21 protein-coding genes are annotated in these 20,501 nt (G+C 39.6%); all 21 read right to left on the bottom strand.

Going from position 1 to position 20,501, the window contains the following annotated elements; all coding sequences use genetic code 11:
* Positions 1 to 13 precede the first annotated feature (13 nt).
* Positions 14 to 574: a TIGR01440 family protein gene (locus ACJ2A9_RS15460; protein WP_441422566.1), complete on the bottom strand. Its 561-nt coding sequence runs from the start codon at positions 572 to 574 to the stop codon at positions 14 to 16.
* A 142-nt stretch (positions 575 to 716) separates the two neighbouring features.
* Positions 717 to 1,157 (bottom strand): ribose 5-phosphate isomerase B, encoded by a 441-nt coding sequence (rpiB, locus tag ACJ2A9_RS15455; protein ID WP_441422565.1) that lies wholly within the window; start codon positions 1,155 to 1,157, stop codon positions 717 to 719.
* Between the two features lie 23 nt (positions 1,158 to 1,180).
* The gene (locus tag ACJ2A9_RS15450) at positions 1,181 to 2,476 is read right to left on the bottom strand and encodes a methyl-accepting chemotaxis protein (RefSeq protein WP_441422564.1); all 1,296 of its coding nucleotides are present in this window, start codon (positions 2,474 to 2,476) and stop codon (positions 1,181 to 1,183) included.
* 21 nt (positions 2,477 to 2,497) lie between these two features.
* Positions 2,498 to 3,157: a low molecular weight protein arginine phosphatase gene (locus ACJ2A9_RS15445; RefSeq protein ID WP_441422563.1), complete on the bottom strand. Its 660-nt coding sequence runs from the start codon at positions 3,155 to 3,157 to the stop codon at positions 2,498 to 2,500.
* A 186-nt stretch (positions 3,158 to 3,343) separates the two neighbouring features.
* Positions 3,344 to 3,889: a manganese efflux pump MntP gene (locus ACJ2A9_RS15440; protein ID WP_441422562.1), complete on the bottom strand. Its 546-nt coding sequence runs from the start codon at positions 3,887 to 3,889 to the stop codon at positions 3,344 to 3,346.
* A 67-nt stretch (positions 3,890 to 3,956) separates the two neighbouring features.
* Positions 3,957 to 4,997, bottom strand: a complete 1,041-nt coding sequence (locus ACJ2A9_RS15435) for an L-threonylcarbamoyladenylate synthase (RefSeq protein ID WP_441422606.1) — start codon at positions 4,995 to 4,997, stop codon at positions 3,957 to 3,959.
* A gap of 210 nt (positions 4,998 to 5,207) precedes the next feature.
* Positions 5,208 to 5,672 (bottom strand): GNAT family N-acetyltransferase, encoded by a 465-nt coding sequence (locus ACJ2A9_RS15430; RefSeq protein ID WP_441422561.1) that lies wholly within the window; start codon positions 5,670 to 5,672, stop codon positions 5,208 to 5,210.
* A gap of 202 nt (positions 5,673 to 5,874) precedes the next feature.
* Complete coding sequence (gene spoIIR / locus ACJ2A9_RS15425; protein WP_441422560.1) at positions 5,875 to 6,501, bottom strand: stage II sporulation protein R; 627 nt, start codon at positions 6,499 to 6,501, stop codon at positions 5,875 to 5,877.
* A 203-nt stretch (positions 6,502 to 6,704) separates the two neighbouring features.
* On the bottom strand, positions 6,705 to 7,577 hold the full coding sequence (gene prmC / locus ACJ2A9_RS15420; RefSeq protein WP_441422559.1) for a peptide chain release factor N(5)-glutamine methyltransferase: 873 nt from the start codon (positions 7,575 to 7,577) through the stop codon (positions 6,705 to 6,707).
* Entirely contained in the window at positions 7,577 to 8,647 is a 1,071-nt protein-coding gene (gene prfA / locus ACJ2A9_RS15415; RefSeq protein ID WP_441422558.1) for a peptide chain release factor 1, read from the bottom strand. Before prfA ends, prmC begins: the two co-directional genes overlap by 1 nt.
* A 249-nt stretch (positions 8,648 to 8,896) precedes the next feature.
* Positions 8,897 to 9,388 carry a hypothetical protein gene (locus ACJ2A9_RS15410; protein ID WP_441422557.1) on the bottom strand — a complete coding sequence of 164 codons (492 nt, stop codon included), beginning with the start codon at positions 9,386 to 9,388 and terminating at the stop codon, positions 8,897 to 8,899.
* A 44-nt stretch (positions 9,389 to 9,432) separates the two neighbouring features.
* Positions 9,433 to 10,047, bottom strand: coding sequence for a thymidine kinase (locus ACJ2A9_RS15405; RefSeq protein ID WP_441422556.1), 615 nt, complete (start codon positions 10,045 to 10,047; stop codon positions 9,433 to 9,435).
* A gap of 229 nt (positions 10,048 to 10,276) precedes the next feature.
* Positions 10,277 to 10,522, bottom strand: a complete 246-nt coding sequence (locus tag ACJ2A9_RS15400) for a type B 50S ribosomal protein L31 (RefSeq protein ID WP_441422555.1) — start codon at positions 10,520 to 10,522, stop codon at positions 10,277 to 10,279.
* Positions 10,523 to 10,830: 308 nt separating this feature from the next.
* Positions 10,831 to 12,108 carry a transcription termination factor Rho gene (gene rho / locus ACJ2A9_RS15395; RefSeq protein WP_441422554.1) on the bottom strand — a complete coding sequence of 426 codons (1,278 nt, stop codon included), beginning with the start codon at positions 12,106 to 12,108 and terminating at the stop codon, positions 10,831 to 10,833.
* Between the two features lie 404 nt (positions 12,109 to 12,512).
* Positions 12,513 to 13,481, bottom strand: a complete 969-nt coding sequence (gene glpX, locus ACJ2A9_RS15390; RefSeq protein WP_441422553.1) for a class II fructose-bisphosphatase — start codon at positions 13,479 to 13,481, stop codon at positions 12,513 to 12,515.
* Positions 13,482 to 13,574: 93 nt separating this feature from the next.
* Positions 13,575 to 14,861 (bottom strand): UDP-N-acetylglucosamine 1-carboxyvinyltransferase, encoded by a 1,287-nt coding sequence (locus tag ACJ2A9_RS15385; protein WP_441422552.1) that lies wholly within the window; start codon positions 14,859 to 14,861, stop codon positions 13,575 to 13,577.
* 324 nt (positions 14,862 to 15,185) lie between these two features.
* Positions 15,186 to 15,824: a fructose-6-phosphate aldolase gene (fsa, locus tag ACJ2A9_RS15380; RefSeq protein WP_441422551.1), complete on the bottom strand. Its 639-nt coding sequence runs from the start codon at positions 15,822 to 15,824 to the stop codon at positions 15,186 to 15,188.
* 302 nt (positions 15,825 to 16,126) lie between these two features.
* The gene (gene fba / locus ACJ2A9_RS15375; protein WP_441422550.1) at positions 16,127 to 16,990 is read right to left on the bottom strand and encodes a class II fructose-1,6-bisphosphate aldolase; all 864 of its coding nucleotides are present in this window, start codon (positions 16,988 to 16,990) and stop codon (positions 16,127 to 16,129) included.
* Between the two features lie 286 nt (positions 16,991 to 17,276).
* On the bottom strand, positions 17,277 to 17,639 hold the full coding sequence (locus ACJ2A9_RS15370; RefSeq protein ID WP_441422549.1) for a response regulator: 363 nt from the start codon (positions 17,637 to 17,639) through the stop codon (positions 17,277 to 17,279).
* A 161-nt stretch (positions 17,640 to 17,800) separates the two neighbouring features.
* Positions 17,801 to 19,405, bottom strand: coding sequence for a CTP synthase (locus tag ACJ2A9_RS15365; protein WP_441422548.1), 1,605 nt, complete (start codon positions 19,403 to 19,405; stop codon positions 17,801 to 17,803).
* 252 nt (positions 19,406 to 19,657) lie between these two features.
* Positions 19,658 to 20,164 carry a DNA-directed RNA polymerase subunit delta gene (gene rpoE, locus ACJ2A9_RS15360; protein WP_441422547.1) on the bottom strand — a complete coding sequence of 169 codons (507 nt, stop codon included), beginning with the start codon at positions 20,162 to 20,164 and terminating at the stop codon, positions 19,658 to 19,660.
* Positions 20,165 to 20,501 lie beyond the last annotated feature (337 nt).

The raw sequence follows: 20,501 nt of genomic DNA, 5'->3' as shown, positions 1-20,501 counted from the left end.
AAAAGCAGCCAGTTTATTTGCATGAGAAATCGGATTTTACCGGATATTCCGCCCTTGGACCACCGATATATTTCGGTCTTGTCTTCGCCATGGCCACATGGGCTTCACCAATTTGCTTTACCTTGCTTCTCACAGGAACGGCAACATGCTTAAGGTGCATTCCGATCAATGTATCACCGATATCAATCCCAGCATCCGCTTTAATAAATTCAACGACGACCGGATCACTTAGATTTTGATAGGCATATGTAGCCATTGACCCTCCAGCCTTTAACGAAGGTACAACTGATACCATTTCATAGCCATACTTCAAGGCTGTGCTTCGTTCCATCACTAAGGCGCGGTTCAAATGCTCACAACATTGAAATGCCACCTGCACCCCGCTTTTTTGCTGAAGGACTTTTATCGCTGAAAAAATCCCTTCTGCTACCTCAACGGTTCCGGAAGTCCCGATTCTCTCACCAATCACTTCACTCGTGCTTGTCCCAACTACTAACAAATGCGCTTCACTCATTGGAAACGAGTCGTACAAATCATCAAGCGCACCAGACACCTGATCAAAAATCAAAGCCATGGAAACACCTTCTTTTTAGTTTAGAGTGTAGAGTTTAGAGTTTAGAGTGTTTGTAAGCTATCCCAAGAAGTCTTTCAAGAACTCCCCTGAGTTACCCAAAAGCAACTCTAAACTATACACTCTAAACTCTAAACTAATTTAATTACTTCTCCTCATACTCCGTAATCTTCCCAACTCTGTTTGCATGTCGGCCGCCTTCGTATTCGGTTTCGAGCCATACTTTGGCGATTTCCCGAGCTAGTCCCGGGCCGATTACTCGTTCACCCATGGCAAGAACATTGCTGTCGTTGTGTTCTCTTGTTGCTTTTGCACTGAAAAGGTCGTGCACAAGGGCGCAGCGGATACCTTTTACTTTGTTCGCAGCGATTGACATTCCGATGCCGGTGCCGCAAATGAGAATGCCGCGGTCAACCTCATTTGCCGCTACCTTTTCAGCAACTGGAATCGCGTAATCCGGGTAATCGACTGATGTGCTGCATTCACAGCCTAAATCAACATATTCAATTCCCATTTCATCCATTAATGCTTTAATTTCTTCTTTAATATTTATTCCACCATGATCTGAACCAATGGCTACTTTCATTTTTTACCCCTCCAACGTTATTGTTATGTAGTAAATTTACCGATTGTTTGTTTTAATTTTTCTGCTTGTTTTGATAATTGTTGAGCAGTAGTGGCAATCTCCTGAATCACACCGGTTTGTTCTTGGGTTGTTGATGACACTTCGACAGCGCCTGCTGACGTTTCTTCAGCAATGGCAGCAACCTCTTGAGATTCTCTTGTCGTGTCATTCACGTAACTCATTTGTTTTGCGACAAGCTCGGTTATTTCGTTTACTGCATGGGCGACCTCTGTTACAGTTTGTGCCATTTCCGTGATTGCTATGTTCGTTTCAGTACCTTGAACTGAATGATTTTTCGCCACTTTTACTTGTTCACTAATTTGCTTAACAACTGCACTTACTTCATTCTGGATATTTTGAATGAGCTTTGTAATTCCTTGCACAGCCTTTGAACTTTCATCCGCCAGTTTACGGACTTCATCGGCAACAACGGCAAATCCTCTTCCTTGTTCACCAGCACGCGCTGCTTCAATTGACGCATTCAAAGCGAGTAAATTCGTTTGAGCAGCTATATCTCCTACTAATGAAATAATTTCTTCGACCTGTTTTGCGTGGGATTCTAAACGGCTAACAGAGGCTAAAGAATCTTGATTGTCTTCCGAAAGTTTTTGAATACCTGCTACGAGAGAATAAATGACTTTTTGACTGCCTTCTAGCGCATCAACCATGTTTCTTGATAGATCTTTCGATGAATTGGCCCGATGTTGAACTTGTTCGGCAAGATTCTTAATGTCCTCAATGGATTCGGCCGTATTTTGTATCGCTATTGCACTACTTTCAGCACCTGCAGCAATTTCATCAATTGTTCGGGAAATACTTTCCGATTGGGTAGCCGCTGATTCAGACGCCAAGGTAATTTCGGTAACTTTTTGATTTGTTTGCGCAAAATTGTTATCAATGTCATTTACCATCAAACGAAGATTTTTCAGCATTTCATTAAAAGCCAGTCCTAGTGCACGGATTTCACCATCCGACTTCTGAACAACGACATCTTCCCGAATATCACCATTTGCCGCCCTTCTAGCTGACAGCTCCAACTCATGCAGTGGCTTCGTGATTAATTGCGAACCGAAAAAGGCAAAAATAGCACACCAGATAACCCCGAACACCAACGTCATAATAATAAGAAATGTGTCACTTATTCCTAATAGCTCGCTTAACGTTTCATTCAGAAAGAAAATAAAAAAAGCACTTGTTGCATATGTAATACTTGCTAATGCACAGACACCGATTACCATTTTCTTTCTTAAGCTAGAACGGTATTTCTTCTTCTCCTCCATTAGCTGATTCCCCCTAAATTATTAGCTAGACAAGTACTTCTGATTGAAACGGTCGATCAATTCTTCTATCTCTTTCGCTGTCTCGCGATATACTTCGACCGTCCCACCGAAGGGATCTTTAATATCATTACTAGGAGCTTTTCTTAGTAATTCTTCGATCGCCTTTCGATAAGGATGTACCTGTTGATTTAACTCTTGCTCCAGCATATACATCTCTTGTCTTGCATCATTGCTATTCACATTTTGAAACTTTTCTAGCTTATCTTTATTTTCGGCTAATAGTTGAGCTTGTTTAATCTCTAATTCTGTATAAAGTCGATCTAATTCTTTTTGATATTCCTTCGCAAAAGAATCACCAATCACGAATTCCTTTAATGTATGGATTTTGTCTGCGTATGTTGGAAATCTATGTTCTAAACCTCTTTTGTGGTTTTCAGTCATCGTTAAAATAACATCTGCCCATTGAATCAGCGAATCATCAATTGCCGTTGCAGTGTGATTGCATGGGATTCCTTTTTCCGCCAAAACAGCTTTCGTACCCATCGAGGCTTCACTTCCCGGAAAGGCATTAACACCTGCAGATTTCACTTCAATTTCACCATTTGTTTTATGCCTTAAGATTGCCTCTGCCAAAGGGCTCCTGCACGTATTTCCGGTACAAACAAAGAGGACTTTTTTCATCGCTTCACTTCCTTCCTATCTTACATTATGTTACATCGTTTTCACGTTATACATCAGGTTTCAGTCCTAATAAAAAAAGAACCATTAAGGTTCTCTTTAAAAATTTTGTATATTTTAGTATATTTCATTTTCCTGCAGTTCGTCTATAGTTAACCTTTGTTTTTCATACAAGTGTCAGACTTATGACTAGACCGGCAGCAAAAGTTTGATTCCAAAGGCGAGGAGAATAAGTCCTCCTAATATTTCCCCATAGGAACCAATCCAGCCTTTCATATATTTCCCCATCAGTAAACCAACCCATGTCAAACACATGCTCATCAATCCAAAGGCCATTAGAACAATGATAGTTTTTGCGCCAAATAAACCGAGACTTAATCCAACGGAAAAACTATCGAGACTCACGCTGATTGCAAATAACAGTAAGCCGTAGCCTGCGGGTCGAATGAGGACATCATCGTTATTTCGCAATGAGGAAATACACATTTGAGCACCTAAAAAAATGAGTAAGCCACCACCAATATATGTAGCAATTACCCCTAAGTGTAGGGATAGAAATTTTCCGATGATAATACCCGCTAACGGCATAATAACGTGAAAGATTCCAATTGTTACCCCGATATTGAAAATTTGCCGCAAGCGAAGACCTAACATTCCCATACCAATTGCTAAAGAAAAAGCGTCCATTCCTAAGGCAAATGCCATGATGAATAATGTAACAATCTCTGAGAACATGCAATCCCTCCTTGGACTTGCTTCAATTAACTTTATGCAAGTCCAAGGGAAAATAGACATTGATAATTTACTGACAGATGAAGTTTCCTGATGCTGCCTTCTCTAGTCGGTTCATGACTGCTTTCCCGACACCTTCTTCTGGAAAGACTTCGGAAAAGATAATATGAACATCGTGATCATCAAAGGTGCGTAAAGCATCATAAAGCCTGCGGGCAACTGACTGTAAATCTGCTCGAACACCGCAAGCTAAGACGAGATCTGCCTTATAATACGTTTCATTTTCACTCGTCGTCAGCACTCCAACTTTATGCCCTTTATCTTGTTCCTTTCTCACAAGCTGTTGAATAAACTCCCGACCCCCGCTTACGAGATACATCTCTCCTTTTGGAGCATAGTGCTTATATTTGACACCCGGTGATCTTGGTGCTTGTCCATTTTCAGAAAGCGCAGGATCAACACTCACTTCCCCGACCACGTGTTCAAGCTGCTCTTTCGTTACCCCGCCAGGACGCAGGATCATCGGCACCTCTTCTGTACAATCAACGACCGTTGACTCAACACCAACACCTGTCTCTCCGCCATCAACAAGTCCACTGATTCTGCCTTTCAAATCATCATAAACATGTTTGGCAGCTGTTGGACTTGGCTTCCCAGATAAATTGGCACTTGGAGCAGCAATTGGAACACCTGCCAATTCAATTAACGCTAACGCTACAGGATGATCAGGCATTCTTACAGCGACAGTATCAAGTCCTGCCGTTACTTTATCCGCTACATCTTTTCCCTTTGGCAGAACAAGTGTCAATGGACCAGGCCAGAACGCTTTGATTAGTGCTTCCGCTTTTTCCGGCACTTGTGAGACAACCTCTTTTAATTGTGCATAATCGGAAATATGGACGATAAGTGGATTATCACTCGGCCGTCCTTTTGCAGCATAAATTTTATCAATCGCTTCATTTACTAATGCATTTCCTCCCAATCCATATACCGTTTCAGTCGGAAATGCGACCACCTCATTGTGGCTAAGCAAGATGGCCGCTTCTTTTAATTGTGGACAACCTGTTAATTGTTCCCCATTTTTATCCACAATCCACACCATTGTTTCCACATGCTCTGTCATGACAATTACCCTCATTTCATCTCAAAATAAAACAAGTTATCCACTAACTGTGAATAACTTGTGCATAACTTTCCATTATCCCCAACTTTTTTAGTGTAGAGTTTAGAGTTGTTAGTATGTTGATCAGAGAAGTATTTTAAATACCTCTTTGAAAAACCCAAAATAACTCTACACTCTAAACTCTCAACTCTACACTATCTACACATGTTTTCTCATTAGCTTTTCCAATGAACAGGCCATCACTTTGGTTTGTCCTGAAACAAACTGGCCAAAGTGATTTGATTTTTTCAAATGAACAGGAATCTCTTCCTCTCGTAAAGGCTCAAAGCCGATATGTTCAAAGAACGGAATAGCATTATTCGTTAACAGATATAATGTACGAACTCCTCTTTGTTTAGCGAACGCCATTGCCAGCTCTAAAAATTGAAGTCCAATCTTAGCATCCCAACTTGTTGACGCCATCACCAAAGACCGTAATAAGCCGTCCTCATCACTTAGACGCTCAATTCCAACCGTGCCAATTACCTGCTTCTCCTCATTTTCAGCGACTAAAAAATGATCAATCTGATCTTCAATCCCTTGATCTGATAAACCTGCTCTTGCAACTAAGCGCTGAACCGGTAATATATCCTTCTCTTCCGCAACTCGAATCACAATACTCATCACGTTCCCCCTACCTATTTCATACATGATAGCTTGTACTTCTACCAATGTGTATGCTAACGAGGGAAGGAGTAGAACAAAAATCCTTTAATTTAGAATTAAAAATTTAGAATTTAGAATTGGTAAAAGGTTTTCAGGTAGTCAACCTTCTTTGAATCAACCAAAACAATTCTAAATTCTACATTCTAAATTCTACATTTTATTAAGCAAACAAGGTTTTCATTTTATCGACGAGGCCTGTGAAGACTTCGAAGACGAAGAAGTTGACTTCGATTCCTTCTTCTTTTTCTTCTGCATTTTCACTGTCATCGGCTTGAGCGACTGCATCTCCATTGGCAAAGTCAAGGAAGCATAGCGGCGGGAAGAGAACACACCACCAATTTTCACCTTTTCCTTCACCTATAGTAATTAGGATTGCTTCATAATTACCTGCTGGGTAGACATAGTTTCCATAAAGCTTCGTAGGAAATTGAACTTCATCATCGAATGTCACGTTAAATGACTGTTTGCTTCCAATTCGATCAAGCTCACTCGCAACAATCGCCTCAATGTCAGCTAAATTGTCTTGAATTACTTCTCTTGCTTGATCACGGTCAACTAACTCTCCAACCCATTCGGTAACAGCAATATTAACTTTATCACGAATTTCACGTTTGATCCATTGATCTTGCGGTGAATCGCTATTTGCTAGAATGCGTAAGCGAATCGCTTCTTCAGGAATACGGCTTTCATCGTATGCCGCCACGATTTGATGATTGTTTTGACCTTCCCAACTCATGATTAAAACAAAAAATGATATGAATAAATAAATAAGTCCCTTTTGGTTCATTTTTTCCCCCACCTTTCACTAGTCACAGTGTGGTCGGGAAAAGCAAAAAACAAACCTAGAATTGTACGACAAATTTTTTATATTCTGAAAACTCAACAGAAATGTAAAATTTATAATGTAAAATGTAAAATTGATGTGGGATTATTCAGGAAGCCTTAAAAAGGACCTCCTGAGTTTACTAAACTAATTTTACATTTTACATTTTACATTTCATCAAGCATTCCAAACACCATTCGGTCTTTCCCATTGATATCATGAACGACTTCTACCGTCATCATTGGAAAGGCCTCTTTCAGCATGGCGGCAACAGTTTCTCCTTGTCCTATGCCAACTTCAAAAGCAATCAGTCCTCTTTCGTTCAGCACTTTTGGAATTTCCTCCATAAGGCGGCGGTAGAAGGCATAGCCATCCTCTCCTCCAAATAAGGCACGATGTGGTTCATTACCACGAACAAGAATATCAAGCTGCTCTAATTCCGTTTCTGGAATGTACGGCGGATTCGAGACTACAATATCGACTTTTTCCCCTGCTTCAATCAGCGGCTGCAGTAAATCCCCATGAACAAAACGAACATCCGCACACAGCTCTTTCGCGTTTTGTTTGGCAACAGTTAAAGAAGCTTCTGCAATATCAATCGCTGATACAGCAAGCAGACGATGTTCTAATGCGAGCGTAATTGCAATCGCTCCACTTCCTGTTCCCACATCAACAACACGCAGCGACTGCCCTTCACTAAAATGCTTTTTCACACGTTCCAACACTCCGTAAACAAGTTCTTCCGTTTCCGGACGCGGAATCAGAACCTCATTATTCACAACAAAACGACGACCGTAAAACTGCTCAACTCCTGTAATATATTGGACTGGCGTTCCTTCCGTCACTTGCTTAATATCCGCTTGAAAAATCTCAAACTGCTCATTATCCATAGGCTCAGAGAAGTTCATAAACAGTTGTGTACGATTATCAAAGTTTAAATGGTGGATGAGCAATATTTCAGCAATCGTCCTCTCGCGCCCCTGTTCTTCTAAAAAAGAAGAAGCCCAGTTGAGGGCTTCATGTACTTTAACCTGATCCATTATTCTTCCGCCTGCTTCATCAAGGTAGCTTGCTCTTCTACGATTAAAGCATCAATAATTTCATCAAGCTTTCCTTGAAGAATCTGCTCCAGCTTTTGAATCGTTAAACCGATACGGTGATCTGTGACACGACTTTGCGGAAAGTTGTACGTACGAATACGTTCAGAACGGTCACCTGTTCCAACTGCAGATTTACGCGTTTCCGCATATTCTGCTTGTGCTTCTTGTAAAAATTTATCATAAACACGAGCCCGTAATACTTTCATTGCTTTTTCTTTATTTTTAATTTGCGATTTTTCATCCTGACACGAAACAACCGTATTTGTTGGGATGTGTGTTAAACGAACTGCTGACATCGTTGTATTTACACTTTGTCCCCCAGGACCACTTGATGCAAATGTATCAACACGAATATCCTTTTCGTGAATTTCTACTTCGACTTCCTCTGCTTCAGGTAAAACTGCAACAGTAGCTGTCGATGTATGGATTCGTCCACCTGATTCCGTTGAAGGAATACGTTGAACACGGTGCGCCCCGTTTTCATACTTCAGCTTTGAGTAAGCACCTGCGCCATTCACCATGAAAATAATTTCTTTATATCCACCAAGTTCAGTGTAGCTTGCTTCAATTACTTCTGTTTTCCAGCCTTGACTCTCAGCAAAACGACTGTACATTTTATAGAGATCACCAGCAAACAATGCGGCCTCGTCACCGCCTGCTGCACCACGAATTTCAACGATAACGTTTTTATCATCGTTAGGGTCTTTTGGTAAAAGGAGTACTTTTAGTTTTTGCTCAAGCTCTTCCTTACGATCGCTTAATTCGCTCAACTCCATTTTTACCATTTCATACATTTCATCATCAAGCTTCTCTTCAAGCATTGATTTTGCATCTTTATATTGTTGTGATACGTCTTTATATTCTCGATACGTCAGTACTGTTTCAGATATATCAGATTGTTCTTTTGAGTAGTCTCTAAGCTTCTTTGAGTCACTAATGACGTCCGGATCACTCAAGAGCTCATTTAATCGGTCATAACGGTCTTCAACCGCTTGTAAACGTTCTAACATTTAGTTCACCTCATCTTAGTCCTGTTTTAAACAGGCGACTACCTTTCACATGAAAGTTTCAATTTATCCATAACATTCTAATTATAGTATAAACGTCGATTAAAATCAAAATAATTATGTATTTCAGCCTAGTCAAAAAAAGGATATCTCAAGTAACAGTCACCTCGATCAAAAAATAGAGTATTAATCTCTATTTTTTGTAAGCGTTCGAGGAGAGCTTTTACTTATGAGACATCCCCTTTTTCTTTATTATTGTTTCTGTTGTCCGCCTTCATTTACATTTAGGTGTACATCATAGCGAGGAATCGCATCGTTTAACGATTTTTTCAGCGCATTAAGCTTCTTTTCCCGCTCATTTTTTGGATAGGAATCTGTAAAGTGGACATTCACCCAAGCATCCTTACCAATAATCGCAACCAGTCCAGGGCGAATCCCTTTTTCATTAGCAACGACTAAGCGAATCATCTGTTCATCATCACCAAGGTCAGGACGAGTGTTGTCCAATGTTTTAAAGCTGGGGCTGTGATTTATATGGCCATCCTGCAAATAATCGCCACGATGATTATCATAAATCACCCCGTAGTTGATTGGACCCGGCCCAAAAAAGTGATAATTCATCCGCTCCATCGTGCCAGCTTCAGGTCGATCATTTGGCACTTGTAATGCTTGCGGTGGATTTGCTGGTGAGCATGCGGCAAGTAAGCTTAAAGCCAGTCCACAAGTAAGGATTGCTTTCTTCATTGAAAACACCTCCTGTACTTATGTTACCCTCCACTCAGAACAAATCACCCGTTAAAATTGACCAGTCGAACCTTCTTTTCCGGCTTATGAGGCACTTCATGGCACTGTCGGCACCGTGGCTCATATGATTCAGAAGCACCGACTAAAATGATCGGATCATCATAAGACGCTGGCGCTCCATCAATAAGCCGCTGTGTTCGGCTCGCCGATGCCCCACACGAAAGACAGATGGCTTGGAGCTTTGTGACCGATTCAGCTAATGACATTAATTCAGGCATCGGGCCAAAAGGCTCTCCGCGGAAGTCTTGATCTAGACCCGCTACAATAACGCGGACACCACGATCAGCTAAGATGCTACAAACATCAATAATCTGCTCATCAAAAAATTGAACCTCATCTACCGCTACGACCTCAGTTGTATCAGCAACAAGTGCCAAAATTTCTTCTGATGACTTAACCGGTTGGGCGACGACCTTTGTCCCATTATGTGAAACAACCTCCGATGAACTATAGCGGTTATCAAGTGCCGGTTTAAAAACCTCAATTTTTTGTCTCCCGTAGCTTGCACGGCGAACCCGACGAATAAGTTCTTCTGATTTTCCGCTAAACATGCTTCCACAAACAACTTCTATCCAGCCATGATTGTGCCTACCTTGCATTGATTGCACCCCTTTTTAAGTTTAGAGTTTAGAGTGTAGAGTTGTTTGCAAGCAACTTCTAAAAAAGTGTTAGAAAAATCTTCAAAGGATAGACCCTCAACCTTAACTCTAAATTCTTAACTCTACACTCTAAACTAAAGATCTTTAAATCATGGTTTTATAATTTCAAATCGTAAGGAAAAGAAAAAGCAGACAAGAGCAAATGCACTTGCCTGCTGTACTTTATAGATTACTTCATGTTGTAACGCTTCTTGAAGCGGTCAACACGTCCACCAGCATCAGTAAGTTTCTGCTTACCAGTGTAGAATGGGTGTGAATCAGAACTGATCTCCACTTTTAGAAGAGGATAATTGTTTCCATCTTCCCACTCGATCGTTTCATTTGATCCTTTAACAGAACCACCTAAAAACTTGAAGCCAGTGCTTGTATCCATAAATACTACCTTTTTGTAATCAGGATGAATACCTTGTTTCATTCTTTTCATCTCCTTCCGCCCTGAATCTATTCGAAACAGAGTTAACTTTTCACACATGACGAAATTATAACAAGGACCGAGCCAATTTGCAACTCCAATTTCTTCATGTTGAAAGTGAAATTCTTCGAAGCCCTTTTAGTTTAGAGTTTAGAATGTAGAGTTTAGAGTTGTTTGGTAAGCTGCTTCAGGAAGTTTCCACGAAGCACGTACTCACATAGGTTTTCACTCTAAATTCTAAACTCTACACTCTAAACTTTAATTTAAAGCCTCTAATTTTAGATTTTACATTATTAATTATACATTGCTCTTTAGTTTCTCACTTTCCGTTTCGTTCCATTCATGTCGTTTTCGATGGATTCGAAAAAGTCGATGTTTGTTTTTGTTTCTTTAATTTTCTTAATGAAATGATCGACAAAATCTGGTGAATCCGTCATTGTTTTACGAATTGCCCACAGTTTATCAAGATGATCTTTCGGTAGAAGCAATTCTTCTTTTCTTGTTCCTGAACGACGGATATCGATCGCTGGGAAGATACGGCGTTCGGCAAGTTTGCGGTCAAGATGTAATTCCATGTTCCCTGTTCCTTTGAACTCTTCATAAATAACATCATCCATACGCGAACCTGTTTCAACAAGTGCTGTAGCTAAAATGGTTAAACTTCCGCCTTCTTCAATGTTACGGGCAGCACCGAAGAAACGCTTTGGACGGTGGAATGCCGCAGGATCAATCCCCCCGGATAATGTTCGTCCACTTGGCGGGATGACTAAATTATACGCTCTCGCTAAGCGTGTAATACTATCCATAAGTATAACGACGTCTTTTTTATGCTCAACCAGTCTCATTGCTCGTTCAAGTACTAGCTCAGCTACCTTAATATGATTTTCCGGCACTTCATCAAATGTTGAGCTTACAACTTCAGCTTTCACCGAACGCTCAATATCGGTTACTTCCTCAGGACGCTCATCAATAAGTAAGACAATCAATTCAGCCTCTGGATGATTTGTTGTAATGCTGTTGGCGACTTCTTTTAAAAGCGAGGTTTTCCCTGCTTTAGGAGGGGCTACGATCAGTCCACGTTGTCCGAAACCAACCGGAGAAATTAAGTCAATGATTCGCGTTGATACTTTCCTTGGTTCTGTTTCAAGGACAATTTTTTTATCAGGGTAAAGCGGAGTAAGCGCAGGAAAATGCAGGCGGTCTTTTGCCGTATCCGGGTCTTCACCATTCACTGCCTCTACATGCAATAATCCATAATAACGTTCGTTTTCTTTTGGAGGGCGAACTTTCCCCGACACTTTATCACCGCTTCGTAATTCAAACCTTCTAATTTGTGAAGCAGAAATATAAATGTCCTCTGAGCTTGGTAAGTAATTAATCGGTCGTAAAAAGCCAAAGCCTTCTGACTGAATAATATCAAGTGTTCCTTCCATGAACATAAGTCCATCTTTCTCCGCTTGTCCTTTTAAAATAGCAAAGATAAGTTCCTTTTTTGTCAATTTACTATAGTAAGATACTTTATATTCCCGGGCTAGCTCATATAATTCGCGGAGCTTTAGATTTTCTAATTCTGTAATATTGAGTCCCATATTTTATTTACACCACACTTTTAGTTTTTAATTTCAATACAATATGCACTGACTTGCTTCTATAAAAAATAAAAATAAGAAATAAATTCGAAAGAAAAAATGCTTAGAAAAAAGAAATGGTAGAACTAGCGGTTGAAAAAATATACTGAAGGATCTTTTCACTTTTGAAGGGTGAATAAGAAGAAGAGATTAGTAAGTTAAAAATACAAGGGTTGCAATACTTATTTTAACCAAATTATTATTATTTATTCAAGTAAAATGTTCAAAAATGTTGATAAATTTTAACTAATATCATCATTATAACACAAACAGGAACGTTTGTTTTTATTTTTTGTAAAATAATAGAAAAAAGCGATTTTTCTCTAGCAAGCTATGAGTTCAAAATCGCTTCTTCATCTTTATTCTTATGGCCGAATGACTAGATCGGGCTTTTTCTTGAAGCTATGCTTTCCATCAATAAAACGAACTGTCCCTGATTTTGCTCTCATGACAACGGATTGCGTCGTTCCGGTTGCCCCTTTGTAACGAACACCTTTCAGTAACTCGCCATCAGTTACGCCTGTCGCAGCAAAAATGGCATCATCACCTTTAACAAGGTCTTCCATCAGTAAGACACGGTTTACATCTTCAATGCCCATTTTCTTACAACGTTCCAGCTCCTCATCTGACTGCGGTAAAAGCTTTCCTTGAAGTTCTCCACCCAGACATTTCAGAGCAACAGCCGCGATGACACCTTCAGGAGCGCCGCCAGAGCCAAGGAGCATGTCAACACCAGTATCATCAAATGCCGTATTTATGGCCGCAGCAACATCACCATCTTGCATAAGCTTAATTCTCGCTCCGCTTTCTCGAATTTCATGAATAATCTGCGCATGGCGCTCACGGTTTAAAATGGCAACAACTACATCAGAAATATCTTTATTCTTTGCTTTGGCTACCGCTCTTAAATTATCGATAACTGGAGCATTAATATCGACCTTTCCTACAGATTCTGGTCCAACGGCAATTTTGTCCATATACATATCAGGAGCATGCAAGAGATTCCCATGGTCGGCAACAGCTAACACTGCTAATGCATTCCAATCACCATTGGCAACGATGTTCGTGCCTTCCAATGGATCAACTGCAACATCGACACGTGGCCCATACCCAGTGCCTAATTTCTCCCCAATATAAAGCATCGGTGCTTCATCCATTTCACCTTCACCAATGACGACAGTTCCTTTCATTGGTACCGTATCAAAAACATTACGCATAGCTTCCGTTGCTGCTCTATCCGCTTCTTCTTTGTTTCCACGCCCCATCCATCTAGCCGAGGCTAGCGCTGCCGCTTCTGTAACACGAACTAATTCCATTGTTAAGCTTCTTTCCAAATCCCTCTCCCCCTATTATGTTTTATTCAGCTGTTAGTTGATTAGAAACCGAGACCTTAACCAGCCGTATCCTAACCCAACTCTCCAACTTTATTACGTTGTTTCCACACGTTCCAGCTCTTCACTCCCTAAATTTTCACGCCAAACTTTGGCGCCAATTCCCAGGAGTTTTTCTTCAAGAGATTCGTATCCGCGATCAATATGTTCCAAGCCTGAGATTTCAGTAATTCCTTCAGCCATTAAACCAGCTACAATTAAGGCTGCACCAGCACGTAAGTCACTTGCTTTCACTTTGGCTCCTTGCAATTGCACAGGTCCGTTTACTAGAGCTGAACGTCCTTCTACTTTTACATTTGCGCCCATTCTTCTTAGCTCATCAACATGCTTGAACCTGGCATTGTAAATCGTATCGGTAACAATACTAGTACCTTCAGCTTTCGTTAATAAGCTTGTAAAAGGTTGCTGTAAATCAGTCGGAAAGCCGGGATATACGAGGGTTTTTACATCAACCCCCTTAAGGTTTCTGCCACTTTCAATTAAGATTTGGTCATCAAAAGTGCGAACAACAACATCCATTTCTCTAAGCTTGGCAATTAATGACTCGACATGATGAGGGATAACATTATCAATTAAGACTTGTTGCCCCATTGCCGCTGCGATAATCATATAGGTTCCGGCTTCAATACGGTCCGGTATAATCGAATGTCGGCACCCATGTAACTTATCAACACCATCAATGCGGATGACATCCGTTCCTGCTCCTTTTATTTGGGCGCCCATACTTGTTAATAGCGTTGCAACATCAATGATTTCTGGTTCTTTCGCTGCATTTTCAATAATCGTTCTTCCTTTAGCTCGAACAGCAGCTAACATAATATTAATCGTTGCTCCTACACTGACAACATCCAAATAGATACGTGCCCCTTTCAGTTCATCGGCACGCAAATAAATAGCTCCTTGCTCATTGGTCACTCTTGCTCCAAGAGCCTCAAAACCTTTAATATGTTGATCAATTGGTCTTGGCCCCAAGTTACAGCCACCCGGCAGTCCAATAACCGCCTTTTTAAATTTACCTAACATCGCTCCCATTAAGTAATAGGAAGCACGCAGCTTTTTTACTCGGCCATTTGGTAATGGCATCGAAATCATACTTTCCGGATGTACAGTTAACGTATCACCCTCTAACGTAACTTTCCCACCAATTTCTTCAAGTAATTCTGATAAAGTTTGCACATCCGAAATTGACGGTAAATTATCGATTGTCACTGTAGAATCTGCAAGAATTGCTGCCGGGATTAACGCAACAGCACTATTCTTAGCACCACTTATTTGAACTTTTCCTTCGAGTGGATATCCACCTTTAATCATTAATTTTTCCATAACAGCTTCCCTTCTTATCGGTTATCTCACTTCCGGTCTGTGTTGCCAATAGAAATGTAACAAAAATTAAATGAGATTAGAAAATCTTATGGAACACGAAACAATATTTTCGTTTTTCGTATTTTTATACTAATAATTTACAATAAAGTAAAAAACGAAATTTATCAAACAGTATAACCAAGTTTAGTAAAATCATGTACGGTACTATTATACTTTTTTCATGCTCATATTGAAAAGCACCATTCTCTTTGAGTCGTTAGAAAAGGTGCTTCTCAATTTGGGGCTGCCAGGCTTCAAAAAAGGTATTTACTAGCCAAAAAATTGCTATCGCTTGTTCCAATCAGCTAAAAATTTCTCGATACCTTGATCTGTTAATGGATGGCGTACTAATTGTGTTATGACGTTATACGGAATTGTGGCAATATGTGCACCGCGCAGTGCTGCTTCAGATACGTGAAGTGGATGTCTGATTGATGCTGCAATAATCTCTGTATCGATATCATGAACGGCAAACATCTCTGCGATTTGCGAAATAAGGTCTAAGCCATTATGCCCGATATCATCAAGACGACCGAGGAAAGGAGAAACGTATGTAGCGCCAGCTCTTGCTGCTAACAATGCTTGAACGGCTGAGAAGACAAGAGTCACATTCGTCGTGATTCCTTCATCATGGAATGTACGAACAGCTTTTAGCCCTTCTAATGTCATCGGTACTTTAATCGTAATATTTGGAGCAATCTTTGCTAATTCTTTCCCCTCTTTGATCATACCTTCTGCTTCGAGAGAAATAACCTCTGCACTGACCGATCCAGAAACGACCTCAGTAATTTCTTTCAAACGCGTATGAAAGTCTATACCTTCCTTTGCTACAAGAGACGGATTCGTTGTGACACCAGCAAGAATGCCTAACTCATTAGCTTGACGTATCTCTTCTAAATTAGCTGTATCAATAAAAAATTTCATCGTAAAACACCCTTTCAAATTAGTTTAGAATTTATAGTGTAGAGTTTAGAGATGGTGTGGGCTTTTCTTCGGTGTTAATAGAATGTAGAATTTAGAATGTAGAATATAGAATTGCTTGAAAGAAATGCTTCGAAGTTCTTCCTGCAGCCTTTAATTCTACATTCTAAATTCTAAATTCTACATTAAAAACTTCTTTGAATTCGCTGAGAATATTACATTTTACATTATAAAAGAGAAGAGCTGAAAGTTTGAGTCGAGTGTATGTAACTCTAAACTCTAAACTCTCAACTCTTAACTCAGGTTTACGCTTTTTGTGATGAACCGAATTCACGCATTTTGCCGATTACTGTTTGTTTGATTGTTTCACGAACTGGTCCTAAGAATTTACGTGTATCATATTCATTAGGCTTTTCAGCTAAAACTTCGCGTAATGTTTTTGTAGATGTAATTTGGTTTTCTGTGTTTACGTTAATTTTGGCCGTTCCAAGTGAAATGGCTTTTTGAATATCCTTCAATGGAATTCCTGTTCCACCGTGAAGAACAAGTGGTACACCTGTAAGCTCCATGACTTCTTTCATACGGTCAAAGCCTAGGTTTGGTTCACCCTTGTATGGTCCATGAACTGACCCTAACGCTGGGGCAAAGCAATCAACACCTGTTTCACGTACTAATTGATCACACTCAGAAGGGATTGCATAAGCAGCTTCTGCTTCTTCAACCACTAAATCATCTTCTTGTCCGCCAATACGGCCAAGCTCAGCCTCAACTGAGATTCCTAGCGTATGAGCAACATCAACAACGCGCTTTGTTAACGCAATGTTCTCTTCTAGCGGGTGATGTGAACCGTCAATCATTACTGATGTGAAACCAGCGTACATTGCTTCCACACATTTCTCAAAGCTCGAACCATGATCAAGGTGGATGGCCACTGGTACCGTTGTTTTGTATTCTTCCATTAATGCTTTAACCATACTTACAACAAGCTTAAATCCGCCCATATATCGTGCTGCACCCTCGGATACTCCAAGAATAACAGGTGAGTTTTCTTCTTGCGCCGCTTGCAAAATTGCCTGCGTATACTCCAGGTTATTAATATTAAACTGACCAACTGCATAACCTTCTGCTTTGGCTTTCTCAAGCATTTCTTTCATTGAAACTAAAGGCATTATAAAAAATCCTCCTTTTAAATTGAACAATTTATGAGATGGGTCTTCTTGATCTCTGAAATTGCTGAATGTCATACTAAGTAAAGGTTCCCCTTCGATCTGTTGCATTATGTATTACACAAATTCCATAAAAAAGACCTATCACCATATTATAGCATAAGTTCCAAGGAGGGATTGTTTTAATGTAGAATTTAGAATTTAGAATGTAGAATTATTTAGCAGATTCAAGAAGATTCTACTTTGATTTACTTTCACCAATTCTAAATTCTAAATTATCAATTCTAAATTATACATTCAGTTGTTTCTTCACTACGTCTCTTACTTCGTCGATGTCGAATGGTTTGGCGAAGTGAGTCACTGCTCCGAGATCCATCGCTTCGTTAATCATGTCTAGTTCGCCGTATGCTGTCATCATAATCACTTGAATGTCCTTATTAATTTCTTTAAGACGTTTTAAAATTTCCAGTCCATCCATACCCGGAATTTTCATATCCAAGATTACTAAGTCGGGCATATCATTCTCCACAGTTGTTAGTGCTTGAACACCGTTTGCTGCCTGGAAGGTAGTATAGCCATCCTTTTGAAAAATTTCATTTAATAAAACACGAATTCCATATTGGTCATCTACTATTAAAATTTTTTTTGACATTATCTTCCCTCTTTTCGTGAATCTGTAACGGTATCAAAATCTTATCTTAAAACTATTCGCCACTTCCCACCTTTTTCCTTCTAAAAATGCCATATATATTTAAAATTCCCCAAATTAATTAAAAAAAGTCTGAACAGCGAAGAGCCATTCAGACTTTGTCATTATTCTTTCGTTAAGATTGATGCATTGATAAATTCTCTGAAAAGTGGTTGTGGTCTCGTTGGACGCGAGACAAACTCCGGATGGAATTGTGTTGCGACAAACCATGGGTGATCGGCAATTTCAATAATTTCAACTAGACGACCATCAGGGCTTGTCCCGGAGAACGTAAGTCCCGCTTTTTCCATTGCATCACGGAATTCATTGTTAAACTCATAACGATGACGATGACGTTCATAAACAACTTGTTCACTATAAGCTTGGTGCGCAACTGAGTCCTGTTGCAACTTACAAGGATATAATCCTAAACGAAGCGTACCGCCAAGGTCCTCAATGTCCTTCTGTTCTGGCAATAAGTCAATGATTGGATATTTCGTCTCAGGATTAAGTTCAGCAGAATGCGCTCCATGTAGACCTAATACGTTACGGGCATATTCTACTGTTGCTAACTGCATTCCAAGACAAATTCCTAAGAATGGCACTTTGTTTTCACGGGCATATTGGATCGCAGTAATTTTCCCTTCAACACCACGGTCTCCAAAACCACCTGGTACTAAAATACCATCTACATCCGATAGTAACTCAGCTGCATTTTCAGCATTCACTTCTTCGGAATTAATCCACTTGATTTCGATATCTGTATCAAACGCATAACCAGCGTGCTTTAATGATTCTGCTACAGATAAATACGCATCAGGAAGGGCTACATACTTCCCTACTAAGGCAATTTTTGTTGTACCCGAAAGGTTTGTTACTTTGTTAACAAGTGCTTTCCACTCAGTCATGTCTGCTTCATTACAGTTTAATTTTAAGTAGTCACAAACATACTTATCCAGCTTTTGTGCTTGTAATTCTAACGGCACTTGATAAAGAGTTTCTGCATCACGCGCTTCAATTACAGCTTCTTTTTCAATATCACAGAATAAGGCGATTTTTTCCTTCATATCATCTGGTACTGGTTTTTCTGTACGAACGACAATGACGTTTGGTTGAATTCCCAGACTGCGCAGCTCTTTTACACTATGCTGTGTCGGCTTTGATTTCATTTCGCCAGCTGCTGCTAAATATGGGATCAGTGTACAATGGATGTACATTACATTATTAACGCCTACATCGCTTTTAATTTGGCGAATCGCCTCTAGGAACGGCAGCGACTCAATATCACCAACAGTCCCCCCAATTTCAGTAATTACGACGTCTGGGCTCGTCTCACGGCCAGCACGGAAGACACGCTCTTTAATTTCGTTTGTGACATGTGGAATAACTTGAACCGTTCCACCTAAATAATCACCACGGCGCTCTTTCTTTAATACAGTTGAGTAAATTTTCCCTGTTGTAACATTACTGTTTTTACTTAAGTTAATATCAATAAAACGCTCATAGTGACCTAAGTCTAAATCTGTTTCAGCACCGTCATCCGTTACAAAAACCTCCCCATGCTGATAAGGACTCATTGTACCCGGGTCAACGTTAATATATGGATCAAATTTTTGAATTGTTACTTTCAGCCCTCTATTTTTTAGTAAGCGTCCTAGTGAAGCTGCGGTAATTCCTTTTCCTAAAGATGATACGACGCCACCAGTTACAAATATATACTTCGTTGCCATTCTGTTACCCCTTCTTTCAATCATTCTTTGTATACTGCCAATCATAAGCTCATGTTATGATTTTCTACACTCTTACCAGATAAAATACAAAAAAAAAACAAAAGTGACAGCAATCCCTTATATAAAAAGGGGGCCTACTTTTGCTTTTCGTATCGTTTAATCGCTTATATATATTCATTTAATAAAACTTTTTCAAAAGCCCAAAATTGATTTTACTTTACTCACTAATTAAAAGTCAAGTAAATCAAAAATTTATTTTAGAACATCATCGTCTTCATCAAAGTCACTATCGAAATCTTCATCATCAGTGTCATCAAAATCGTCATCATCAGCATCATCATCATCACCGTCGATGTCGTCTAACTCATCTTCTAAATCCTCAAAATCATCCTCTTCATGATCGAACAACTCATCATCATCAAGGAATTCATCATCATCTAAATCATCATCAGAAGCTTTCTTCTTTTTCGATTTTCCTGTTGTAATATCCTCTTCACTTTGTTCAAACGGATACCAGCTGCGAAGTCCCCAACGCGTCTCTCCCAGGCAAAGAAAGCGACCATCAACGTTTAAATCCGTATACAAAAATGACGTGCGATCTTTCACTTCATCTTCAGTCATCCCTTTAATTTCGGCAACTTTTTTCATCAGGTCATAATATACAAACGGTTGTTTATTCTCTTTCATTAATTCATATGCAACCTCAACCATCGACATTTCTTCAATTTCTTCTTTGCTATAATTATCAACAAAACTCAAGGCTAAGCACTTCCTTTCTACTCTTATCACTTGTCTATTTTATTGTAAAAGTTGAACCAGTAATTTTTAACTTATGTATTTGTCCATTACCTTCTATATTGACTAGAAAACAGGAAAATCATACCTTCCATTATAAACATAAATGAAAACAATATGCTAGTAAACCCTTTTTTAATTTAGAATTTAAAATTTAGAATTTAGAATTGGTGTATGTATCTTCATTGATGTTTTTTTAGTGTAGAGTTTAGAGTGTAGAATTTAGAGTTGTTTGAAAGAGATACTTCGAAGCTATTCTTATAGACCTTAATTCTACATTCTACATTCTACATTCCCTCGA

Source organism: Anaerobacillus sp. MEB173, assembly GCF_052119505.1.
Classification (GTDB): Bacteria; Bacillota; Bacilli; order Bacillales; family JBJMAU01; genus JBJMAU01.
This window is presented reverse-complemented; position numbering and strand designations above follow the sequence as displayed.

What these genes read in the sequence shown, in the direction of transcription:
- ACJ2A9_RS15460 (WP_441422566.1), bottom strand. Translation starts at nt 574, where the DNA reads ATGGCTTTGATTTTTGATCAGGTGTCTGGTGCGCTTGATGATTTGTAC.
- rpiB (WP_441422565.1), bottom strand. Translation starts at nt 1,157, where the DNA reads ATGAAAGTAGCCATTGGTTCAGATCATGGTGGAATAAATATTAAAGAA.
- ACJ2A9_RS15450 (WP_441422564.1), bottom strand. Translation starts at nt 2,476, where the DNA reads ATGGAGGAGAAGAAGAAATACCGTTCTAGCTTAAGAAAGAAAATGGTA.
- ACJ2A9_RS15445 (WP_441422563.1), bottom strand. Translation starts at nt 3,157, where the DNA reads ATGAAAAAAGTCCTCTTTGTTTGTACCGGAAATACGTGCAGGAGCCCT.
- ACJ2A9_RS15440 (WP_441422562.1), bottom strand. Translation starts at nt 3,889, where the DNA reads ATGTTCTCAGAGATTGTTACATTATTCATCATGGCATTTGCCTTAGGA.
- ACJ2A9_RS15430 (WP_441422561.1), bottom strand. Translation starts at nt 5,672, where the DNA reads ATGAGTATTGTGATTCGAGTTGCGGAAGAGAAGGATATATTACCGGTT.
- spoIIR (WP_441422560.1), bottom strand. Translation starts at nt 6,501, where the DNA reads ATGAACCAAAAGGGACTTATTTATTTATTCATATCATTTTTTGTTTTA.
- prmC (WP_441422559.1), bottom strand. Translation starts at nt 7,577, where the DNA reads ATGGATCAGGTTAAAGTACATGAAGCCCTCAACTGGGCTTCTTCTTTT.
- prfA (WP_441422558.1), bottom strand. Translation starts at nt 8,647, where the DNA reads ATGTTAGAACGTTTACAAGCGGTTGAAGACCGTTATGACCGATTAAAT.
- ACJ2A9_RS15410 (WP_441422557.1), bottom strand. Translation starts at nt 9,388, where the DNA reads ATGAAGAAAGCAATCCTTACTTGTGGACTGGCTTTAAGCTTACTTGCC.
- ACJ2A9_RS15405 (WP_441422556.1), bottom strand. Translation starts at nt 10,047, where the DNA reads ATGCAAGGTAGGCACAATCATGGCTGGATAGAAGTTGTTTGTGGAAGC.
- ACJ2A9_RS15400 (WP_441422555.1), bottom strand. Translation starts at nt 10,522, where the DNA reads ATGAAACAAGGTATTCATCCTGATTACAAAAAGGTAGTATTTATGGAT.
- rho (WP_441422554.1), bottom strand. Translation starts at nt 12,108, where the DNA reads ATGGGACTCAATATTACAGAATTAGAAAATCTAAAGCTCCGCGAATTA.
- ACJ2A9_RS15385 (WP_441422552.1), bottom strand. Translation starts at nt 14,861, where the DNA reads ATGGAAAAATTAATGATTAAAGGTGGATATCCACTCGAAGGAAAAGTT.
- fsa (WP_441422551.1), bottom strand. Translation starts at nt 15,824, where the DNA reads ATGAAATTTTTTATTGATACAGCTAATTTAGAAGAGATACGTCAAGCT.
- fba (WP_441422550.1), bottom strand. Translation starts at nt 16,990, where the DNA reads ATGCCTTTAGTTTCAATGAAAGAAATGCTTGAGAAAGCCAAAGCAGAA.
- ACJ2A9_RS15370 (WP_441422549.1), bottom strand. Translation starts at nt 17,639, where the DNA reads ATGTCAAAAAAAATTTTAATAGTAGATGACCAATATGGAATTCGTGTT.
- ACJ2A9_RS15365 (WP_441422548.1), bottom strand. Translation starts at nt 19,405, where the DNA reads ATGGCAACGAAGTATATATTTGTAACTGGTGGCGTCGTATCATCTTTA.